The organism is bacterium (assembly GCA_021372615.1).
GTDB lineage: Bacteria > Armatimonadota > Zipacnadia > Zipacnadales > UBA11051 > JAJFUB01.
On record JAJFUB010000034.1, the window covers coordinates 1 to 16,118 of the forward strand.

General features: G+C 69.8%; 8 protein-coding genes and 1 pseudogene. 4 read left to right on the forward strand and 5 right to left on the reverse strand.

Annotated elements, in window-relative coordinates:
* Positions 1 to 452: 452 nt before the first annotated feature.
* Positions 453 to 2,993 (reverse strand): annotated as a pseudogene (locus LLH23_05400) (heparinase II/III family protein).
* A 269-nt stretch (positions 2,994 to 3,262) separates the two neighbouring features.
* Here LLH23_05400 and LLH23_05405 point away from each other — a divergent pair.
* Positions 3,263 to 4,810, forward strand: a complete 1,548-nt coding sequence (locus LLH23_05405) for a response regulator (protein MCE5237910.1) — start codon at positions 3,263 to 3,265, stop codon at positions 4,808 to 4,810.
* Between the two features lie 69 nt (positions 4,811 to 4,879).
* Positions 4,880 to 6,100 carry an MFS transporter gene (locus LLH23_05410; protein MCE5237911.1) on the forward strand — a complete coding sequence of 407 codons (1,221 nt, stop codon included), beginning with the start codon at positions 4,880 to 4,882 and terminating at the stop codon, positions 6,098 to 6,100.
* A gap of 17 nt (positions 6,101 to 6,117) precedes the next feature.
* Here LLH23_05410 and LLH23_05415 read toward each other — a convergent pair whose 3' ends face one another.
* From LLH23_05415 to LLH23_05430, 4 genes are all read right to left on the reverse strand, one after another.
* The gene (locus LLH23_05415; protein MCE5237912.1) at positions 6,118 to 7,143 is read right to left on the reverse strand and encodes a C45 family autoproteolytic acyltransferase/hydrolase; all 1,026 of its coding nucleotides are present in this window, start codon (positions 7,141 to 7,143) and stop codon (positions 6,118 to 6,120) included.
* Between the two features lie 80 nt (positions 7,144 to 7,223).
* Positions 7,224 to 8,072, reverse strand: a complete 849-nt coding sequence (locus tag LLH23_05420; protein MCE5237913.1) for a PIG-L family deacetylase — start codon at positions 8,070 to 8,072, stop codon at positions 7,224 to 7,226.
* Positions 8,073 to 8,180: 108 nt separating this feature from the next.
* Positions 8,181 to 10,334 carry a hypothetical protein gene (locus LLH23_05425; GenBank protein ID MCE5237914.1) on the reverse strand — a complete coding sequence of 718 codons (2,154 nt, stop codon included), beginning with the start codon at positions 10,332 to 10,334 and terminating at the stop codon, positions 8,181 to 8,183.
* A gap of 18 nt (positions 10,335 to 10,352) precedes the next feature.
* Entirely contained in the window at positions 10,353 to 12,449 is a 2,097-nt protein-coding gene (locus LLH23_05430; protein MCE5237915.1) for a hypothetical protein, read from the reverse strand.
* Between the two features lie 83 nt (positions 12,450 to 12,532).
* Between LLH23_05430 and LLH23_05435 the strand changes: the two genes are divergently transcribed.
* Positions 12,533 to 13,378 carry a hypothetical protein gene (locus LLH23_05435; protein MCE5237916.1) on the forward strand — a complete coding sequence of 282 codons (846 nt, stop codon included), beginning with the start codon at positions 12,533 to 12,535 and terminating at the stop codon, positions 13,376 to 13,378.
* Position 13,379: 1 nt separating this feature from the next.
* Positions 13,380 to 16,028, forward strand: coding sequence for a hypothetical protein (locus tag LLH23_05440; GenBank protein ID MCE5237917.1), 2,649 nt, complete (start codon positions 13,380 to 13,382; stop codon positions 16,026 to 16,028).
* Positions 16,029 to 16,118 lie beyond the last annotated feature (90 nt).

The window sequence follows — 16,118 nt, forward strand, 5'->3', positions numbered from 1 at the left end:
GGTGACCGCTCCCACAGCTTCTCTCCCAAGGTGCGCACAGCTTCTCTCCAGGTGCGCACAGCGTCGCCACCGGCCCTGCGGCGTCAATCCACCTGCCGCACCGTCAGCACCTTCCCCCCCTGCCGTGACACGAACATCGCCCGGGCCGTCGTCTTCAGGCCACCACAGCTCTTCTCGACCCCGGCCGGGCCGATGATGAGCACATCCTCGGTATCGCCGCGCGTTACGCTGAGGCCGGCCGCCTGGCCGGCCCCGGCCATCGTGACTGGCAGCAGCTTGACCGCCGTCACCTCGGGCTCCGTCGGCGACCACGACACCGCGGAGGCGAACAGCGCCTCCTTGCCCTGACGCCGCGCGAGCACCATCGGGCACGGGCGCGGCGGACGCCCGGCGAGACCCTGGCCGAAGAACAGCTCCGTCCCCGTCGCCCCGGCCTGCACCAGCCGCACCTTCCCCTTGTCCGTCCTGAACTCCACCGACCAGTCCTGCGCCCCCGAGGCCGTCTGCAGGTCGGTGAAGTGCTGGGTGCCGCTGTCCTTGCCCAGGGGCTCCGCGCGCGGCGTCGTCGGCAGTCCGGGCGTCATCTGCCCCACGTTGTGCCACACGAAGTCATAGGTGTGCGGCTGGTCAGCGGCGGCACTGTGCAGGTCGAGCAGATAGGTGGGCGTCAGCACCACCGTCCGCGCGAGCTTCACGCCCGGATAGGCCGTGTCGCAGGTAGCCGCAGCGAGGGCCGCCTCGCCCCAGTCTGCGAACAGCTCCAGCTTGCCCGTCGTGGGCTGCTGGGACTTCTGATCCACGAGCAGGGCGTTGTGCGCCAGCGTCTGGCGATACCAACTGCCGTGCAGCGCCGCGGCATAGGCCAGGCAGCCGGGGTCGGGCGCGATCTCCTGTCCCAGGGCATAGAGCGTCAGCACAAGCTTGTCGGGATGGCCATGCCCGCCGCCGTGGGGGCCATAGTCCAGGTGGGCATAGGCCGCGCCGTCGCCGCTCCCCGCGCGCAGCACCGCCGCTCCCAGACCGGCGAAGTCGCGGCTCGCCAGCTTCGGGGCCGTGGCCGGGGGCAGTTCCTCCGCACCCCACAGGAACGCTTCGAGGCTCTTGCGGTTGCCGAAGGCCGCCACCCAGCCGAAGGCCGGCTCGTGCCAGTACTGGTACGCCAGCTCGTACAGCCGGTGCGAGCCGCCGATGCTCCCGCCACTGCTGTCATTGATCGAGGGGAAGGCGCCGTTGGGGAACGTGTACAGCACCGGGGCCTCGTACAGCGACCGGTAGGCGGCGTTGCCAGTGAAGTCCAGTCCCGCCGCGGCTGCCGCCTGAACGGTGTAGCGCAGGGCGTCCAGCGCGTACCAGTGGTAGCCCACCGCCCCTTCGAACCACCAGCCGTCGGGCAGCACGCTCTTGTCGAGTTGGAAGCGCAGACCGCTCTTGCCGTTGATGGCCCAGGCCATCAGCTCGGGATCATCGAGACAGAAGGCCACGGCCGCCACCCCGGCGTTGTGCCAGCTCTGCCAGTTGGAGATGCCGGCATCATGGCGCTGGATCGTGCGGCAGACCTCGCGTAGGTAGCCGTTCTCGATCCGCTCCCGGTCCGCGGCGGTGAAGCATGGCGCGTCATAGACCAGGTCATAGCCCCAGGCCGGGCCGATGATGTCCACCGACTCGTCGAGCGTCTGGGCATACATCCTGCCCCCGCTGCGGCTCTCGCCGCCGCCGACGTCGTGGAGCTTGAAGGTCGGGTACTTCTCGCCATAGGCCAGCAGGATCTCGCGCGCCTTCTGGGCGTACTTGAGGTCCCCGGTGAAGGCATAGGCCAGCCCGAGGTCGCGGATGCCCCGGGTGAAGCCGCTATGGACGCTGCTGACCACGACATCGTCCCAGGGCCAGCCGCTGTAGACTTGCTTGCACTGGGGGCACTCATGGTGCGTGGCGTCCACTCGCTTGAGGCTGAAGCCGCAGGTCTTGCACACATAGTAGTGGCCCCACTGGCCGCCATGGTCGGGGATGTCGGCCACGTTGAGGTTCAGCGCCCGATCCCCGGCGGCAATAAGTCCCTGGAGCGTGGTCTTCGCCCAGTCGTGCTTAGCCGCCCGCTCCTTGGCCTGCGCTATCTCGGCGGCCGTCAGGAACAGGTGCGGGTGCGGGCGGGGCGACAGCGGCACGGCAGCGGCTAGTTCCAGGCTCTGCGGCTCGGACTCCGTCTGCACGGCAGACACCTCCAGGCGCACCGTCTCGATGCTGAGCGGCTCCGCCTTCACGCCGGGCTTCAGGCGGAGTGTCACCAGTACCTCGGCTGACTGTCCGGGCGCCACTGGCCCCACGCTCGCCTTGTCCAGGCGCACGTCGAACAGACGCGGGCCCGGCGAGGCAAGCTGCAGCGCAAAGCTCAGCGGGGTCTCGCCTCGCGAGGCGATCGTGACCCGGTGTGTGGTCTGCGTGCCGTCCGCCGACAGCGTCTTGCCGCCGGGCTCCACCCGCATGAGGTCGCGGGTGAGCTTCACGTCATCCAGCACCAGGCGGGTATCCGGCAGCGGCCCATGGTCCCAGCCGCCGGAGTTGAACGTGAGTGACTCTATCCGGTCCCAGCCCAGGGGTCGCCGCGAGGCCTGCAGCTCCACCCCCCGCTGCAGGCTGATCTGCCGCCACCCCGTCCAGTTCACGGTCAGATGGTGGAAGTAGTAGTCCCAGTCTTTGCCGTTGGCCGGGTTCTCGGAGTTGGCCACCAGTGTGATGATTTGCCCGTTGGCCTTCTCGCTGTACAGCCAGAAGGTCAGCCGGTCCCATGGCGTCCAGTCCGTGGGCACGTGCGGGGCGCGCAGGTAGCCGTTCTGGGGCAGTTTCTCCCACAGCAGGGCCTTCTGGCCCCCGTGGACCGTCGCGCTGGTGATGGCAGCGCCGGGCCATGCCTGCCCGTCCTCGAAATCGGCCACCACCTGTGTCACGGGCGCCGCGGCCGCGCCCGTCGCCAGGCAGACCAGACACAGCCAGACCATGGTTCGCATAGGGTGCACTCCGGAGACGTTTGTGCACCAATTGGCGGAAGCACCAGGCGATTCCTGCCCGACCGAGCTTCCCTCTGGCGACTCAGACGCCCCAACTTGATGTCATCTTGATTCCCCATTGTCAGCGGATTGATAGCCAGCCGCTATCCTCCAGCCAAATGAAGGGATTGAGCTGCCGGAGCCTGGCCGGCAGGGCACCCGTAGGGCGCATTACGTGGGCCTGGGAGGGCGACAGCCCCAGCCCGGTCAGGCAGGATGCAATGGCAGAAGACATCAAACTCCAGTCCGCCAAACACCAGCCGGGCCTGCCGTACTACGCCTACGCTGAACTCAACGCCAACGAGTCGGCCCTCTTCCACTGGCAGGGCCAGAGCCTGGAACTCCTGAACCCCAGCCACGAGGAACTGGCGGCGTGGCGGGCGCTGGCGGGCCAGGTCCCCAACCGTACCGCGCCGTGCCGGCTCCAGACCCCCGTGGGGGCGGGGTGGAGCCTCCTGCACCACGAGCGCGGCCACGGCCTGTGCCTGGCGACGTGTACCCAGTCCAATGGCCATCTCCCTGCCGATCTGGCGCCCGAACTGGCCATGGTCAGTTCCCTGGCCCTCACGGCGCTGCAAGCCCGCGCCCAGCGGGAGGAGTTGACGCGCCAGCGCCACGAACAGGAGCGCCTGGTGCGCCAGGAACGCCTGCGGGCCCAGGCGGACCTCATCAGGAGCTTCAGCCACGACTTCAATAACCTGCTCGGCACCATTCTGCTTCGAGCCGAGATGGGTCTGGGCGCCTCCTCCGAGGAAGCCCAGGCCGCCCTGACCGGCATCGGCCGCGCCGCGACCGATGGCGCCCGCCTGGTGCAGCACCTGGCGGACTTCAGCGGCAGCCGTCCCGATCCCGATCAGGACCTCCTCGACGTCGGCGAGTTGGTCCATAGTCTGGCCCTGGAGGTATGGGACACCCTCGGCCAGGCCGGCCCCCGCATCGCCGCCGGGCCTGACCTGCAGCTTGCCTGCGCTGCCGATCTGCACGTCCTGGCCAGCCCGCGCGATGTACGCGAGATATTGGTCTGCCTGCTGAGCAACGCGCGCGAAGCCGTGGCGGGCAACGGCAAGGTCAAGGTGGAAGTCAAGCGCGAGCGCAAGCAAGCCATGGTCCGCGTATCGGACTCCGGCCCGGGGCTGGCGCCGGACGCCGTGGAACAGGCGCTGGAGCCCTTCTTTACCACGAAGGGCCGGGAGCACCTCGGCCTGGGCCTCAGCGTCGCCCACGGCATCGTCACCCGCTCCGGCGGCAAGCTGACCCTTGGCAAGTCCGATCTGGGCGGGCTGGCCGCTACCTTCGCCCTGCCTCTGGCCGACCTGCGCGCGGTGCGCCGTGAGCTGCGCGGCAGGGACGAGGACGAGCCCCAGGTCATGCGCAACCTCAACATCCTCGTCGTGGACGACGAGCCGGGCATGCGCGAGACGCTGGCGCTCTCGCTCGAGACCCTGGGCCACCGCGTGGTGCAGGCCGTGGACGGCCGCCAGACCCTCAGCCTGCTCCGCTACCACGAGGGCTTCGACGCCCTGGTCCTGGACCTGGTCATGCCCGAAGTGGATGGCTGGGAAGTCGCCTATTTCTCCCGCAAGCTGCAACCGCAGGCCGCCGTCCTGCTGCTGACCGGGTGGGGCGAGAGCATCGGCGAACAGAACGACGGCCGGGTGGACGCCGTCCTGGCCAAGCCCGTCACGATGCGCGATCTGAACCAGGCCATAGCCCGCACCGTGGCGCGCCGCCAGCCCCAGCGCCAGTCAGCCACCACGGCCGCGCGCTGACGCGCCGACCACGACGACTCACTCCCTCCCCTGGAGGAACCGCATGGGCCGGACACGAATGTCTGGCCCATGTCCGCCTCTGAAGCCTCTCCCGCACCCCGCCGTTGGCTGAACCGCACCGTTTTGGCTCTCGGCCTCACCAGCTTCTTCTCCGATATCTCACACGAGATGGGAACTGCGGTCTTGCCGCTGTTCATCAAGAGCCTCGCTGGCGGCGCGGCGGCCCTGGGGCTCATCGAGGGCATCGCCGACTTCGTGATGGCGGTGGGGAAGCTGTACGGGGGCGCGATCGGCGACCGGCTGGCGCGCAAGAAGGTGGCGACGGGGGGCGGCTACCTGCTGACGATGCTGGGTGTGGGCTCCTACGCCCTGGCCGGGGCCTGGTGGCAGGTGCTAGTCGGCCGTAGCGTCGCCTGGTTCGGCCGGGGCTATCGCGGCCCCCTGCGCGACGCCATCATGGCCGATGCCGCCGACCCGCGCGACTACGGCAAGGCCTTCGGGCTGGAGCGCGCCGGCGACTACGCCGGGGCCATGGTCGGCCCGCTCATCAGCGCCGCCCTGCTGTGGCTGGGCCTGGCCCTCCGCCACATCCTGGCCCTGGTGGTCGTGCCGGGTCTGCTGGCGGCCCTCTCCGTGTGGTTGCTGGTGCAGGAGCAGCCGCACCACGCCGCCGAGGCCCACCGCCGCTTCTTCACCCGCCTGCGCGAGATGCCCGCTTCCTTCCGGCGCGTCCTGCTGGCCGTCGGCTGCTTCTCGCTGGGGGACTTCTCCAATACGCTCCTGATCCTGTGGGCCGCCAACAGCTCTGTCTCCGGCGGGGTCAGCACCCGCAACCTGACGCCCCTGCTCCTGTACGCCGGCTACAACGCCGTCAGCACGGTCGTGACGTACGCGGCCGGGGCGCTCAGTGACCGCTACGGGCGGCGGGGGCTGCTTGTCGGGGGGTATGTCGCCGCCGTGGCCGGGGCGCTGCTCGTCGCCGGCGGCGGCGACGCCATGGGTGTCATGGTCGCTGTCTTCGCCCTCAACGGCATCGCCATGGGCAACAAGGACGCGGTGGAGAAGGCCTACGCCGCGGACTTCCTGGCCCCCCACGAGCGCTCCCTGGGCTTCGGAACGCTGGCCCTGGTCACGGGGCTGGGGAAGCTGGTCGCCAGCGCGCTGGTGGGGACGTTGTGGAGCACCGTAGGCCTCGGCGCGGCCTTCACGACGGCTGCGGCGCTATCCACGGTCGGAGTGGTGCTGCTGATTGTGCTGACGAGGCCCCCCGCCCCTGCGTCGGCGGCATGACGGTGCTCGGCAATCCGTCAGAACCGCACCGCCTCGTATGGCCCGTCGCACGCGAACCCGTGCCGGTAGTGGACCTCGCCCTGCGCGGGCAGGCCGATCATGGCGTACTCCGTCACGCAGGCATCAGGCGCCCCGTGCCGGCAGATCCCCGGGGGCTCGTGGCTGCTCAGCAGCCGCTGCATCCCCGCCCGGCCGAAGTCCTCGTTCTCTTCCAGATAGCGGTCCAGGAATTGCCAGCGCGCCTGGGCATTGACCTTGCCCTCGGGCGTGCGCCAGTCGGCCTCCAGCAGGTGCGGCAACTGATAGCAGTTCACGCAGTGCAGGTGGCCGTCGGGGCGGGCCGAGCGCCGCACCTGCACCACCGGCACGGGCGCCTCCAGCGAGCACGTCGTGCCCTGCCGGTCCACGCAGACCATCGCGTAGCCCTTGTCGCGCGTGGGGAGTGACGACATGTGCCGCACGAACTCGCCGGTGGTGGCGCACGTCAGCATCCCCTCATAGCCCCAGTGGCGGATCTGCGGGTGGGCGTCGCTCTGCTGGAAGATGGTGCCCACCGACGAGTGCCCGACGGCGAGCCCCTCGGCGTTCATCCCGTCGAGCGTGGCGATCATGCCGCAGAAGGTGAAGGTCAGCAGGGGGATGGCGCCCTCACGGTGGATGACCCGGGCGCAGGGGGGCAGGTGGCGCTGGGTCGCGCCCCCGTCGTTGTTCTTGCCCCACACCGGTCCGTCCGGCCCGCCGGCGAAGACGATGTTGGTGCAGCCCTCACTGAGGGACACCCCGTCGGGGTAGAGCGGGAAGTTCAGCCGGTAGATGTCCTCGGGTGGCACGTTCGCCCCCTCGGCGGTGCCCTCCATCTCCTCGAGCACTCGGGGCGTGTAGCGGCGCGAGGTCTCCACGAAAGCGGACAGGCGCCCGGCGAACTCCGCCGGGCGCCCGTGTTCATCGAGGATGTCGAGCATCTGGCGGATCTCGTCGCGCAGATGCTCGCCGGTGGCGCGGCCGATCTCCCGCGCCGAACCGCCGGCTTCCACTCGCTTCATGGGGGCCTCCTGCCGCGTGGGCGGGTGCGTCCTCGCACCCGCGACCCGGTGGGTTCGAGGACGAACCCACCTACGCGCCGTTAGCTCATCTTGCCCACGCGCGCCATGACCTCATCCTGGAACCGCTGGATGTATGTCGCCAACAGGTCCGCGGGGGCCAGGTTCGCGTCGGCAATGAGCGGCGTCAGGTCCATGCCGAAGTTCAGCGACTGGCTGACATCCACACCATGGCTGGCGTGGTAGGTCGCGTGGGCCTTGCGCCGGCCGGCGGTCGCCAGGTCATAGCGCTTGCCGCCGCAGATCTGCGAGTCGTACGTGCCCATGAGCGAGGCCGCCAGGTTCTCGTGGGCGGTGCAGTCCATCAAGACCTTGTCCTCGTCGGTCATCCAGTCCAAGTCGCGCCAGACCTCGCAGCCGTACACGGCCTGCGGCCGGGCGTCCGCGGGCAGGGCGCGGATGGCGGCAATGACCCGGAGCGCCACAGCGACGTGTGTGTCATGCTTATCGCCGAGGTTATGGGTGTAGACGATCTTGGGCCTGGCGGCCTGGAGGATCGCGGTCAGTTCCGCCACGAGGTCGGGGTTCCCGGCATCCTTGACGGCCGAACTGGGGTAGTCGAGCAGGAAGCAGGCGCCGTACTCGCCGACGAACGCCGCCTTCTTCTCCTCGACCGCGCGCACGGCTTGCATCTGGTCGTCCGTGTAGTCGGCATACAGGTCGTCGCGGGGCGAGCCGGCGCCGTTGGTGACGGTCACGCCGGTGAACCACTCATCGGTCCTGCCGAAGCACTGCAGGACGCCCCACATGGCGCCGATGCCGATGTCATCCTGGTGGGCCATGAAGGCGATCTGAGTCGTCCGTGCGATAGCCTGCGCTGGGTCGGTACCGTCGGGGACAAACAGTTGTGCGCCGGGGTTGTGAAGTTGCATCTGATACACCACTTTCGTTGAGGTCTCGCCACGCGAGGGCCTAGTATATGGGTTCGGGAGAGGACACGACCTTCCCGCGCTACTGAGCGATGGGCACCCGGTATGCTATCAATACGCCGTGCGGGAGTCAATTTCACCCGCGTAGTCGGGCTCGTCGGCGAAGTCCGGGGCGAAGGCCGGGCCGCCGGGCACGTCACAACGGGGCAGGAGCACGGTCGCGCTCTCGCCCGTCGCGAGCGCGACCTGCATCCCGTTGAGCATGATCGTCACTGGTGTGTCGCCCAGGTTGGTCAGCATCGGTCTCTGGGCTCTGAAGACCGCCAGCACCAGGTCGAGGGTGTTTTCCTCCCACCCGTAGCTCTCGACATTGACCAGCCTGTCTGGGAACTGCACCAGCACCGGCCCGAAGCGATACGCCACGACCATCTCGTTGGCCGGCACGGTGAACTCCGGCGTGAGCCGCTCCTGCACCCACAGCCGCACCGGGGCCGCGCAGTCCGGGTCGGTGTTGAGCAGGTAGATCACCTGCGCATCGTCCCCGAGGTCGTGCACAGCCCACCGCACGCGGTCGCTGCCCAGGAGGCGGATGTCGCCCTGCTCGCCGGCGGAGACGACGCGCAGCAGCTCCCGCGTCAGGGGCAGCAGCGCCGGGTCGGCGGGGTACTCCCACGCCGTCACCAGCATCGCCACGCCCTGCCCCAGACGGTTCTCGACCAACAGCGGCCGGGCGGCCACTTCCTCCACCTTCCCGCCGAACAGGATGTCATGTCCCGCCAGCACCCGTGCGGTCGTCAGCTCCACCTCGGCGGGGGTGAAGTTGCCCAGGAAGCGCGGGTCGCAGCCGGGGGTCATGGCCGGCAGGCGGTAGCTCTCCAGTGATGACGGGGCGATGAACTTCACCCCGCGCACGCTCGTGGGTTGCCGCCCCGTGACGCGCAGCCCGAACAGGTCTCGGAAGTCCCCGTCACGGAAGAGCTGCGGTTCGCCCCCGCGCACGTCGTCGCCGCGCAGTTGCGGCAGCCACATCAGCAGGTGCCCGCCGCCCTCGACATACGCCCGCAGCTTCGCGTAGATATCCTCGGTCATCGTGTGCCAGCCGGGGAACACCAGGCAGGCGTAGCGTTGCAGGTTCGCCAGGTCGCACTCGATCGGGACGATGTCATACTGCCCGTAGGGCGGCTGGCCGGACCAGTCGTGCTCGCCCTGGACGGTGTACGTGGGCCAGTCCTCGCGCCGGTGGAGTTGGTCCACCAACTCCCAGCCCCATTCCGGCGGCCCGGCCAGCCACTTGTCATCATGGAACTGCCCCCACGCCCACGGGTTCCACAGCCCGGGCGCGCCGTCGCCGTAGCCGGACACGAGCCCCAGCGTCACCTTCGGCCCGCCCTCGGGGCGGCCGTGAATGAGTGAAAACTGATACGCCTCGCGCAGGATGCGCCGGGCCCGGAGCATCTCGGGGCTACGCGCCTCGTGCCGCGCCCCGGTCTGATGGTCGGTCAGCGCCAGGTGTCCGCTCTCGGGGTAGATGAACTCCGAGCCGGTCAGATAGCAATAGTACACGCTGGTCTTCCAGCGCTTCAGCCACAGCTCGTCCACGGTCACGCCGCCGTACCATCCCATCGCGATGTGCGTGCCCCAGGGCTTGCCATAGGCCCGCGCGGCGCCTCGCAGGGCGGCCTGCATCCGGTGTGGATCGCCCGGCAGGGCCTCGTGACACAGGATGTCAATCCCGGCCTCGGCGTGGTACCGGAAGACGAGGCTGGAGTCCACGTTCATCAGCGGGCCGTCGCTGACTTCACGCCGCTCGAAGGCGATGAACTCGCGCATATAGTCCAGGTAGGCTTGGCGGGCCTGCAGCATCCCCTCACAGGGCGGCAGTGCCCGGAAGGCTCCGGCCGTCTCCCGGTGGAGGTAGTCCTTCGGCCAGTACAGCACGCCCCCGGCCTCGCCGATGGTCATGCGCCCACCGTAGTACTCGCCCGCCTCGGCCAGCACGGCGTTGATCTGCTCGCGCGAGGGACAATCCGCGCGCGGCAGGCGCACCTTGGCTGGGCGCCACAGGTCCGTGCTGCCGCGCCAGACCAGCTCGGACAGAAAGAGCGTGATCTCATGCTCGCGGCAGAAGCGACACATCGCTGCGGCTTCGTCCATGTCCAGCGGCAGGTCGGCCAGGACACAGTTGCCCAGCCGCAGGGCCACGAAGGCCTCCAGCCCCGCCAGCCCCGGTCCGGTGCTGGCCCCGATCAGTACGCGCTTGCTCATGGCTCAGATCACTCTCATTCAGTGTTCGGTGCGGGCGATGACCTCGGCCTGCGCCGCCGGCGACAGGGCGATGAAGAACTCGCTGAAGCCCGTGACGCGGACGCAGAGGCTGCGGAACGCGGCGGGCCGCGCCTGCGCCGCCAGCAGCGTCGCCCGGTCCACGAAGGTGAACCCCAGGTGCAGGCCGCCCAGGGCGAAGTACGTCTCGACCAGGTGCAGCGCCGCCGCCGGGTCGGGCTTGAAGGCCAGCTTGAGGTTCAGCCCGCCTGTGGGTGTGCGTTCGAGCGGCAGGCGCGCGACACTGCGCAGCAGCGCCGTCACGCCCGCCCGGTCGGCGCCGTGCACCGGTGACTGGTTGTCGCTGATCGGCTCGCCGGGCAGGCGACCATCGGGCGTGGCCGGAAGCTGCTGCCCCCACTCGACATGGCGGTACAGCGAGTAGATCGCCGGCAGCAGCAACTGCCCGTCCGGATTGGGCACGGCCTCCAGCGCGTCGAGCCCGATCTCACACACCCGCTGCGCCAGGGCATCGGCCTCCGCCTCGTCATTGCCGTACTTGGGCAGCGCGGTGAGGACCTCCTGCCGCAGCGCCTCCTGGCCGACGAAGTTGGCGGCGACGATGTCCAGGTACTCCCGCAAGCTGTAGCGCCGCTGGCGGAAGACGAGGTGTTCGAGCGCCAGCAGGGAGTCTGTCACCGTAGCCACGCCGCCGAAGAAGTGGAACTGCGCGGGGTAGCGCAGCCCGCCACGGCTGCAGTCCCGCCCGCGCGCCACGCAGTCGTGCAGCAGTGCCGACTCGAAGTAGAAGCTGTGCTCGCCCACGCGCATCCGCTCGGCGCGCTCGCGCACCGCCGCCGCCACCGCCTCGGCCGCGACCTGGCCGAAGGCAGACAGGATGTCCTCCAGTCGCTCCGCCTCCGGTACGCGGTCGAGCGCGGTCAGCAGCCACTGGGGCATGTTGTGGAAGTGGTCCCCGCCGCGGAAGTCCATCGCGCCGGGGATGTTGATCCGGTTGCAGGCGGTCAGCGCGTAGCCGTACGCTTCGTCGTCCGTGAAGCCCCGGCGCTGCAGTTGCGGGATGATGAGGTCATCATTCCAGAACTGCAGTTGCGCGTGGCAGACGGGCAGAGCCCGCTCGACGGCGCGCCGGAGGGCATCCGAGGTGCCGGGATGCAGGCGGACATTCAGCTCCGGCTGCGGCATCCGCACCAGCCGGGCCGCCTCGACGAACAGGACGCTCAGCTCGTTTGTCTCGTCGGTTCCGTCGGGCGCGCAGCCGCCGAGCACGACGTACTGGTTCGAGGCGAAGCACGGCACCGGCTTGGGCCGGTAGCTGTCGGTGTGGGTGCCGGTGGTCTCCTTGGCCTTCATCAGGAAGTGCGCGAGCAGTTCGAGCGCCCCATCCGGCGTCAGCGTGCCCTCGGCGAGGCCCTGCCGGTACAGCGGCAGCAGGAGCTGATCCAGCCGCCCGAGGGCGAAGTCGCGTGCGCCGATGAAGCAGCTCAGGACCAGGTGCACGATCCAGAGGCCCTGCAGGGCCGCGGCGAAGTTCGACGCGGGACCGGCGGGACACGCGCGCAGGGAGGCGGCTGCCCGCCGCAGCTCCGCCGCCCGCTCCGGGAGCGCCGTCTCGGCGAGGGCCGACGCGGCGGCGGCATAGCGCTCGGCGAAGGCGCAGACAGCAGTGCAGCAGCGGCCCACATTCGCGGCGAAGGCGCGAGCCTCCGCGTCGCCGAGACGTTGCGCCGTCTCCTCCGCCTCGGCGGCAAGGGCCCGCAGCCCCCGCGTCAGGAGGGCCTCCCAGTCGGGCGTCAGATGCCCCGACGAGGCGAAGCCCGGCAGCGAGGGCAGATACGTCTGCCCGTCCGGCGCGGGCCCCTCGACCATGCGCCCCAGGATCACGTCCTCGTCCGCGATGGGCGTCGAGGCCGCGGCGAGCAGGCGCTCCAGGATCGCTGCATAGCGCGTCTCGACCGCCAGCCCATCCAGCTCCGCGGCGAGTTCGGTGAACACATGCTGGCGCTCCACGAAGCAGTGGGTGTTGTCGCCAGCGAAGATCCGCTCGCGCAAGGCGTCGAGCCGGGCGAGGAGATCGGGGGAAGCGTGCATGTCCATGGGCAGATGACATCCGGTGTGCAATCGGCAGCGATGTCCACTATAATCGTCCACACCACCACTCAATACCTGCAGGTGAACCCATGCGCGTCGCCGCCCCCCTCGTGTTGCTCGTCGCTGCGGCCAGCCTCGCCGCCGCCGCCACTGTGAGCATCTCCGCCGACCCGCCGCTGCCCGTGCCCAATCTCGTCGCCAATCCCGGCGTGGAGGCCGGGACGGACGGCCAGCCGACCGGCTGGAGCTTCACGACCGCCAACCCCGAGAACTTCCAGACCGCCTGGCAGGATGGCGGGCGCTCCGGCAAGTGCCTGTGGATGAAGGCCAAGACCGGCGTCATGTCCGGCTACTGGAACCAGTCGGTCACGGTGCCGGCCGGTCGGCCGGTCCTGTTCAAGGGCTTCTACCGCCTGGCGGCCGGCCGGATGCTGGTGTACGCCCACAGCAGCATCGCCCTCGCCGACGGGCGGCGGGTGGCGGTGGATGAGCGCTTCTACCGGGGCACAATGCGCGGGCACTGGCTCGTGCCGGTGTTCCTACCCCCCGATGCCCTGGGCGGGCCTGACCCCACGGCCTGGCTGCCCTTCCGCCTGGAGGCCACGATCCCCGAGGCGATGACAGCCGTGGCGCTCAGCCTCGGCCTGTACTTCCAGACGGGCGAGGTCTCCTTCGATGACCTGTGGGCCGGCCTGGCGCGTACTGACCTGACTGTTGGGGCGCAGGCCGCCGCGGGCGAGACGCTCAGCCGCGTGGTCGTGAGGGCCGTCGGCACGGACAAGCCCCTGGCCGACAGCGGCGCCCTGAAGGCCGGCACGACGAACTTCAGCACCGTCCTCAAGCAGCAACCGACCGACGCGGTCTACGAGGTGACGGTGACGCAGGGGGACGGACGGGTCATTGTACGCCGCTACCCTGAAGGGGAGGTGCACTGACATGACACGCCGCTTCCTGCCCTTCGCCCTGCTGTCGCTCGCCGTCTCCGTCGCCCTCGCCCAACCGGCGACGCCGTCCGCCGCGCTGTTGCCCACCGCGCCGCTGCAGGCCGGTGGCCTGCTCCAGGGCGCCCGGCTGTCTGTGACGGTCGGCAAGGAGCGCCAGCCCGTCAAGCTGCTGCCGACGCGGTCTGGGGGCAGCGCCCTCCGGGTGGACCTCTTCACTGACCAGCCGCTCACCATCCATGTTCTCGCCAGCTCGGAGGGCCGCTGCCTCGTCTGGCAGATCTCCTGCGCCAACACCGGCGCCCAGCCGCTGTGGCTGGAGCTGGGCCCCGAGCTGCTGCTCAAGCGCACCGGCCCCCTGTCCTGCTTCGATGGCTGGGATGACTTCGCCGACCCGCAGCAACTGGTCAGCTCCGCGCGTCTGGCCGGCAACATGCCCCTGACCTGTGCCTGGAACGATCAGGCGACCGTGGCGGTCGGCCTCGACCCGACGCAACTGGTGTCATACATGCGGCATGAGTATGAGCCGCTCGCGGACAACAGCGCGCGGCTGGCGACGCTCACGCGGATCGTCCTGGACCCGGGCCAGAGCGAGACCGTCCGCTTCATCGCCCTGACGGCCCCGGGCGAATGGGGCAAGTACGAGGCCTTCGAGGCCTACTACGACAGCTTCCCGAGTTGCTTCGTGGCCCGTCCCGACGTGGACCCGCGGGCCAGCCTGAGCAGCAGCATGTACGCCACCTGGCCGGCGAGCAACTGGTCGCCCGAGACAGCCCGCCGCCTGTACGGGGGCTGGGACTGGTGCTATGCACCCTTCCGGCGGACGGGCGACATCGTCGGCCGGGCCGAGCTGTGGGACTACAAGCCCGCCCGGACCCCCGACAAGACCCGCTCCCTGCCGCGCGAGGAGTACCTCAAGTGGCGCGCTGAGCGCTTCGAAGACGGCGCCAGGCGCTGTGATGTCGGCATGATGTTCTACATCCCCTCCCAGGTCTGGTGCGAGGAGTCCCTCGCCCGCGAGCGCTATGCCGATGCCCTGACCACCGACCCGAAGGCCAAGGTGTACTTCGACACGCCCTGGGTCACGGGGCATGACAACGAGCTGCGCGTCTTCCCCTACCAGACCAGCTTCGGCGCGCAGAGCGCCAGGGACATCGCGCAGGTCGCGCAGGACCTCGACCTCGCGGGGTTCGCGTTCGACACCGCCGGCGACGGCGTGCGCTATCTCGGCCCTGCCCTACCGAAGCTCCCGCACCGGGCGTGGGACGACCAGGTGGGCGTCTACTGCGACGAGTCCATCGCCATCACGCACCTGATGGACTATGTCCACAGTCTGCGCAAGGACGGCCGCGCCCTGGCCGTGGTCGCCAACCCGATGCACTACGGCACCTTCGCCTCCTGCTGCCACTCCGACAGCGCGATGCTGGAGGCGAACCCGTGGACCGGGACGCGCGAGAACGGTGACCGGCTGCGCTGGAAGATGGGCCACAAGACGCTGGTGTGGTGGGAGGGGTACGAGTTCGAGAACCTGGTGGACGCCGAGTCCATCACGAAGGATCAGCTCACCCGCGTGATCCAGGGCCTGGCGGACTTCACGCTGCTGCAGAGCCTGCGCGTCGGCTACATCCCGCCGACGAACTTCACGCTCGGCGTGGGCCGGCTGGCGCGCTGGCTCCCGGCCATCACCGAGTGCGTACAGGCCGGCTGGCAGCCTGTGCCCGCCGCGCGCGTGCCCGCGCCCCTGTGGTCCTCACGCTACGGTAGGGGCCTCAGCACGATTCTCGCGGTGGCCCATGAGACCGGCGCGCCGGTGAAGGGCGAAGTGGCCGTCGAGAACCAGCGTCTCGGCGCGGGTGCCTACCTGTTCGCCAACGCCGCCGCCGATGAGACGGCCAATCGCGTCGTGAAGGGCGAGACGGTCATCCCTCTGGGAGTGCCGGTGCGAACGCCCGTCCTGCTGCGTGCCGTGGCGGCGGTGGCGCCGGCGCCGGCCGTGCGGGAGGCCCGTGTGGCGCTGCTGACCGGGGCCACCGGCGGCTCGCTGATGCTGGCCCTGACCGGCAATGGGCCGGCAAGCCTCACGGTGCGGGCTCCGGCGGGCATGGCCCCCGCGGCCGCGACCGCCGAGGGCAAGCCGCTGCCGATCTCAGCGGGCGGGCAGCTCAGACTGACCCTCAAGGGCCACGCGGTGGTGTACGTCAAGTTCGCGTCGAAGCTGCTGGCCCTCAAGGACACCGATCTGCTCGACTTCCCCTTCCTCAAGGATGGAAAACCCAACGTTACCGTTGTGATCCCGGCTCGGGCTTCCGAGACCACGCGCCACGCGGCCTTCCGCCTGCAGGAGTACTTCCGGTACTGGACCGGCTACGTGCAGGAGCCGGCGGCGGAGGTGCTGCTGCCCATCGTGGCGGAGGGAGAGCGCGTGACGGGGCCAACGGTGCGCTTCGCGGTGACGCCGGGTAAGCCCGCGCGGGTGGCCGCTCAGAATGGCAGCCTCAGCATCACGGCGCCGGACGACCAGGCCCTGCTGGCCGCGACGTTCGCGATGCTGCGGGCGCTGGACGGCAAGTACTGGTCGCCTGGGAAGCTGCCGGCCACACCGCTATTCCGGAAGCTGGGGCTCGCGGGGACAGTGATCGAGTAGCAGTTGCAGCAGGGAAGCCGCTCGGGGGGAGGCAGCCCTTCTGTCTCAGTAGCGCGGGCGGCCTCGCCCGCGCACCAGTAGGGCGGGCAG

Bases quoted from the DNA above. Each gene is read 5' to 3' on its own strand.
- LLH23_05415 (MCE5237912.1), bottom strand. From the start codon at position 7,143: ATGAAGCGAGTGGAAGCCGGCGGTTCGGCGCGGGAGATCGGCCGCGCC.
- LLH23_05435 (MCE5237916.1), top strand. From the start codon at position 12,533: ATGCGCGTCGCCGCCCCCCTCGTGTTGCTCGTCGCTGCGGCCAGCCTC.
- LLH23_05440 (MCE5237917.1), top strand. From the start codon at position 13,380: ATGACACGCCGCTTCCTGCCCTTCGCCCTGCTGTCGCTCGCCGTCTCC.
- LLH23_05410 (MCE5237911.1), top strand. From the start codon at position 4,880: ATGTCCGCCTCTGAAGCCTCTCCCGCACCCCGCCGTTGGCTGAACCGC.
- LLH23_05430 (MCE5237915.1), bottom strand. From the start codon at position 12,449: ATGGACATGCACGCTTCCCCCGATCTCCTCGCCCGGCTCGACGCCTTG.
- LLH23_05405 (MCE5237910.1), top strand. From the start codon at position 3,263: ATGGCAGAAGACATCAAACTCCAGTCCGCCAAACACCAGCCGGGCCTG.
- LLH23_05425 (MCE5237914.1), bottom strand. From the start codon at position 10,334: ATGAGCAAGCGCGTACTGATCGGGGCCAGCACCGGACCGGGGCTGGCG.
- LLH23_05420 (MCE5237913.1), bottom strand. From the start codon at position 8,072: ATGCAACTTCACAACCCCGGCGCACAACTGTTTGTCCCCGACGGTACC.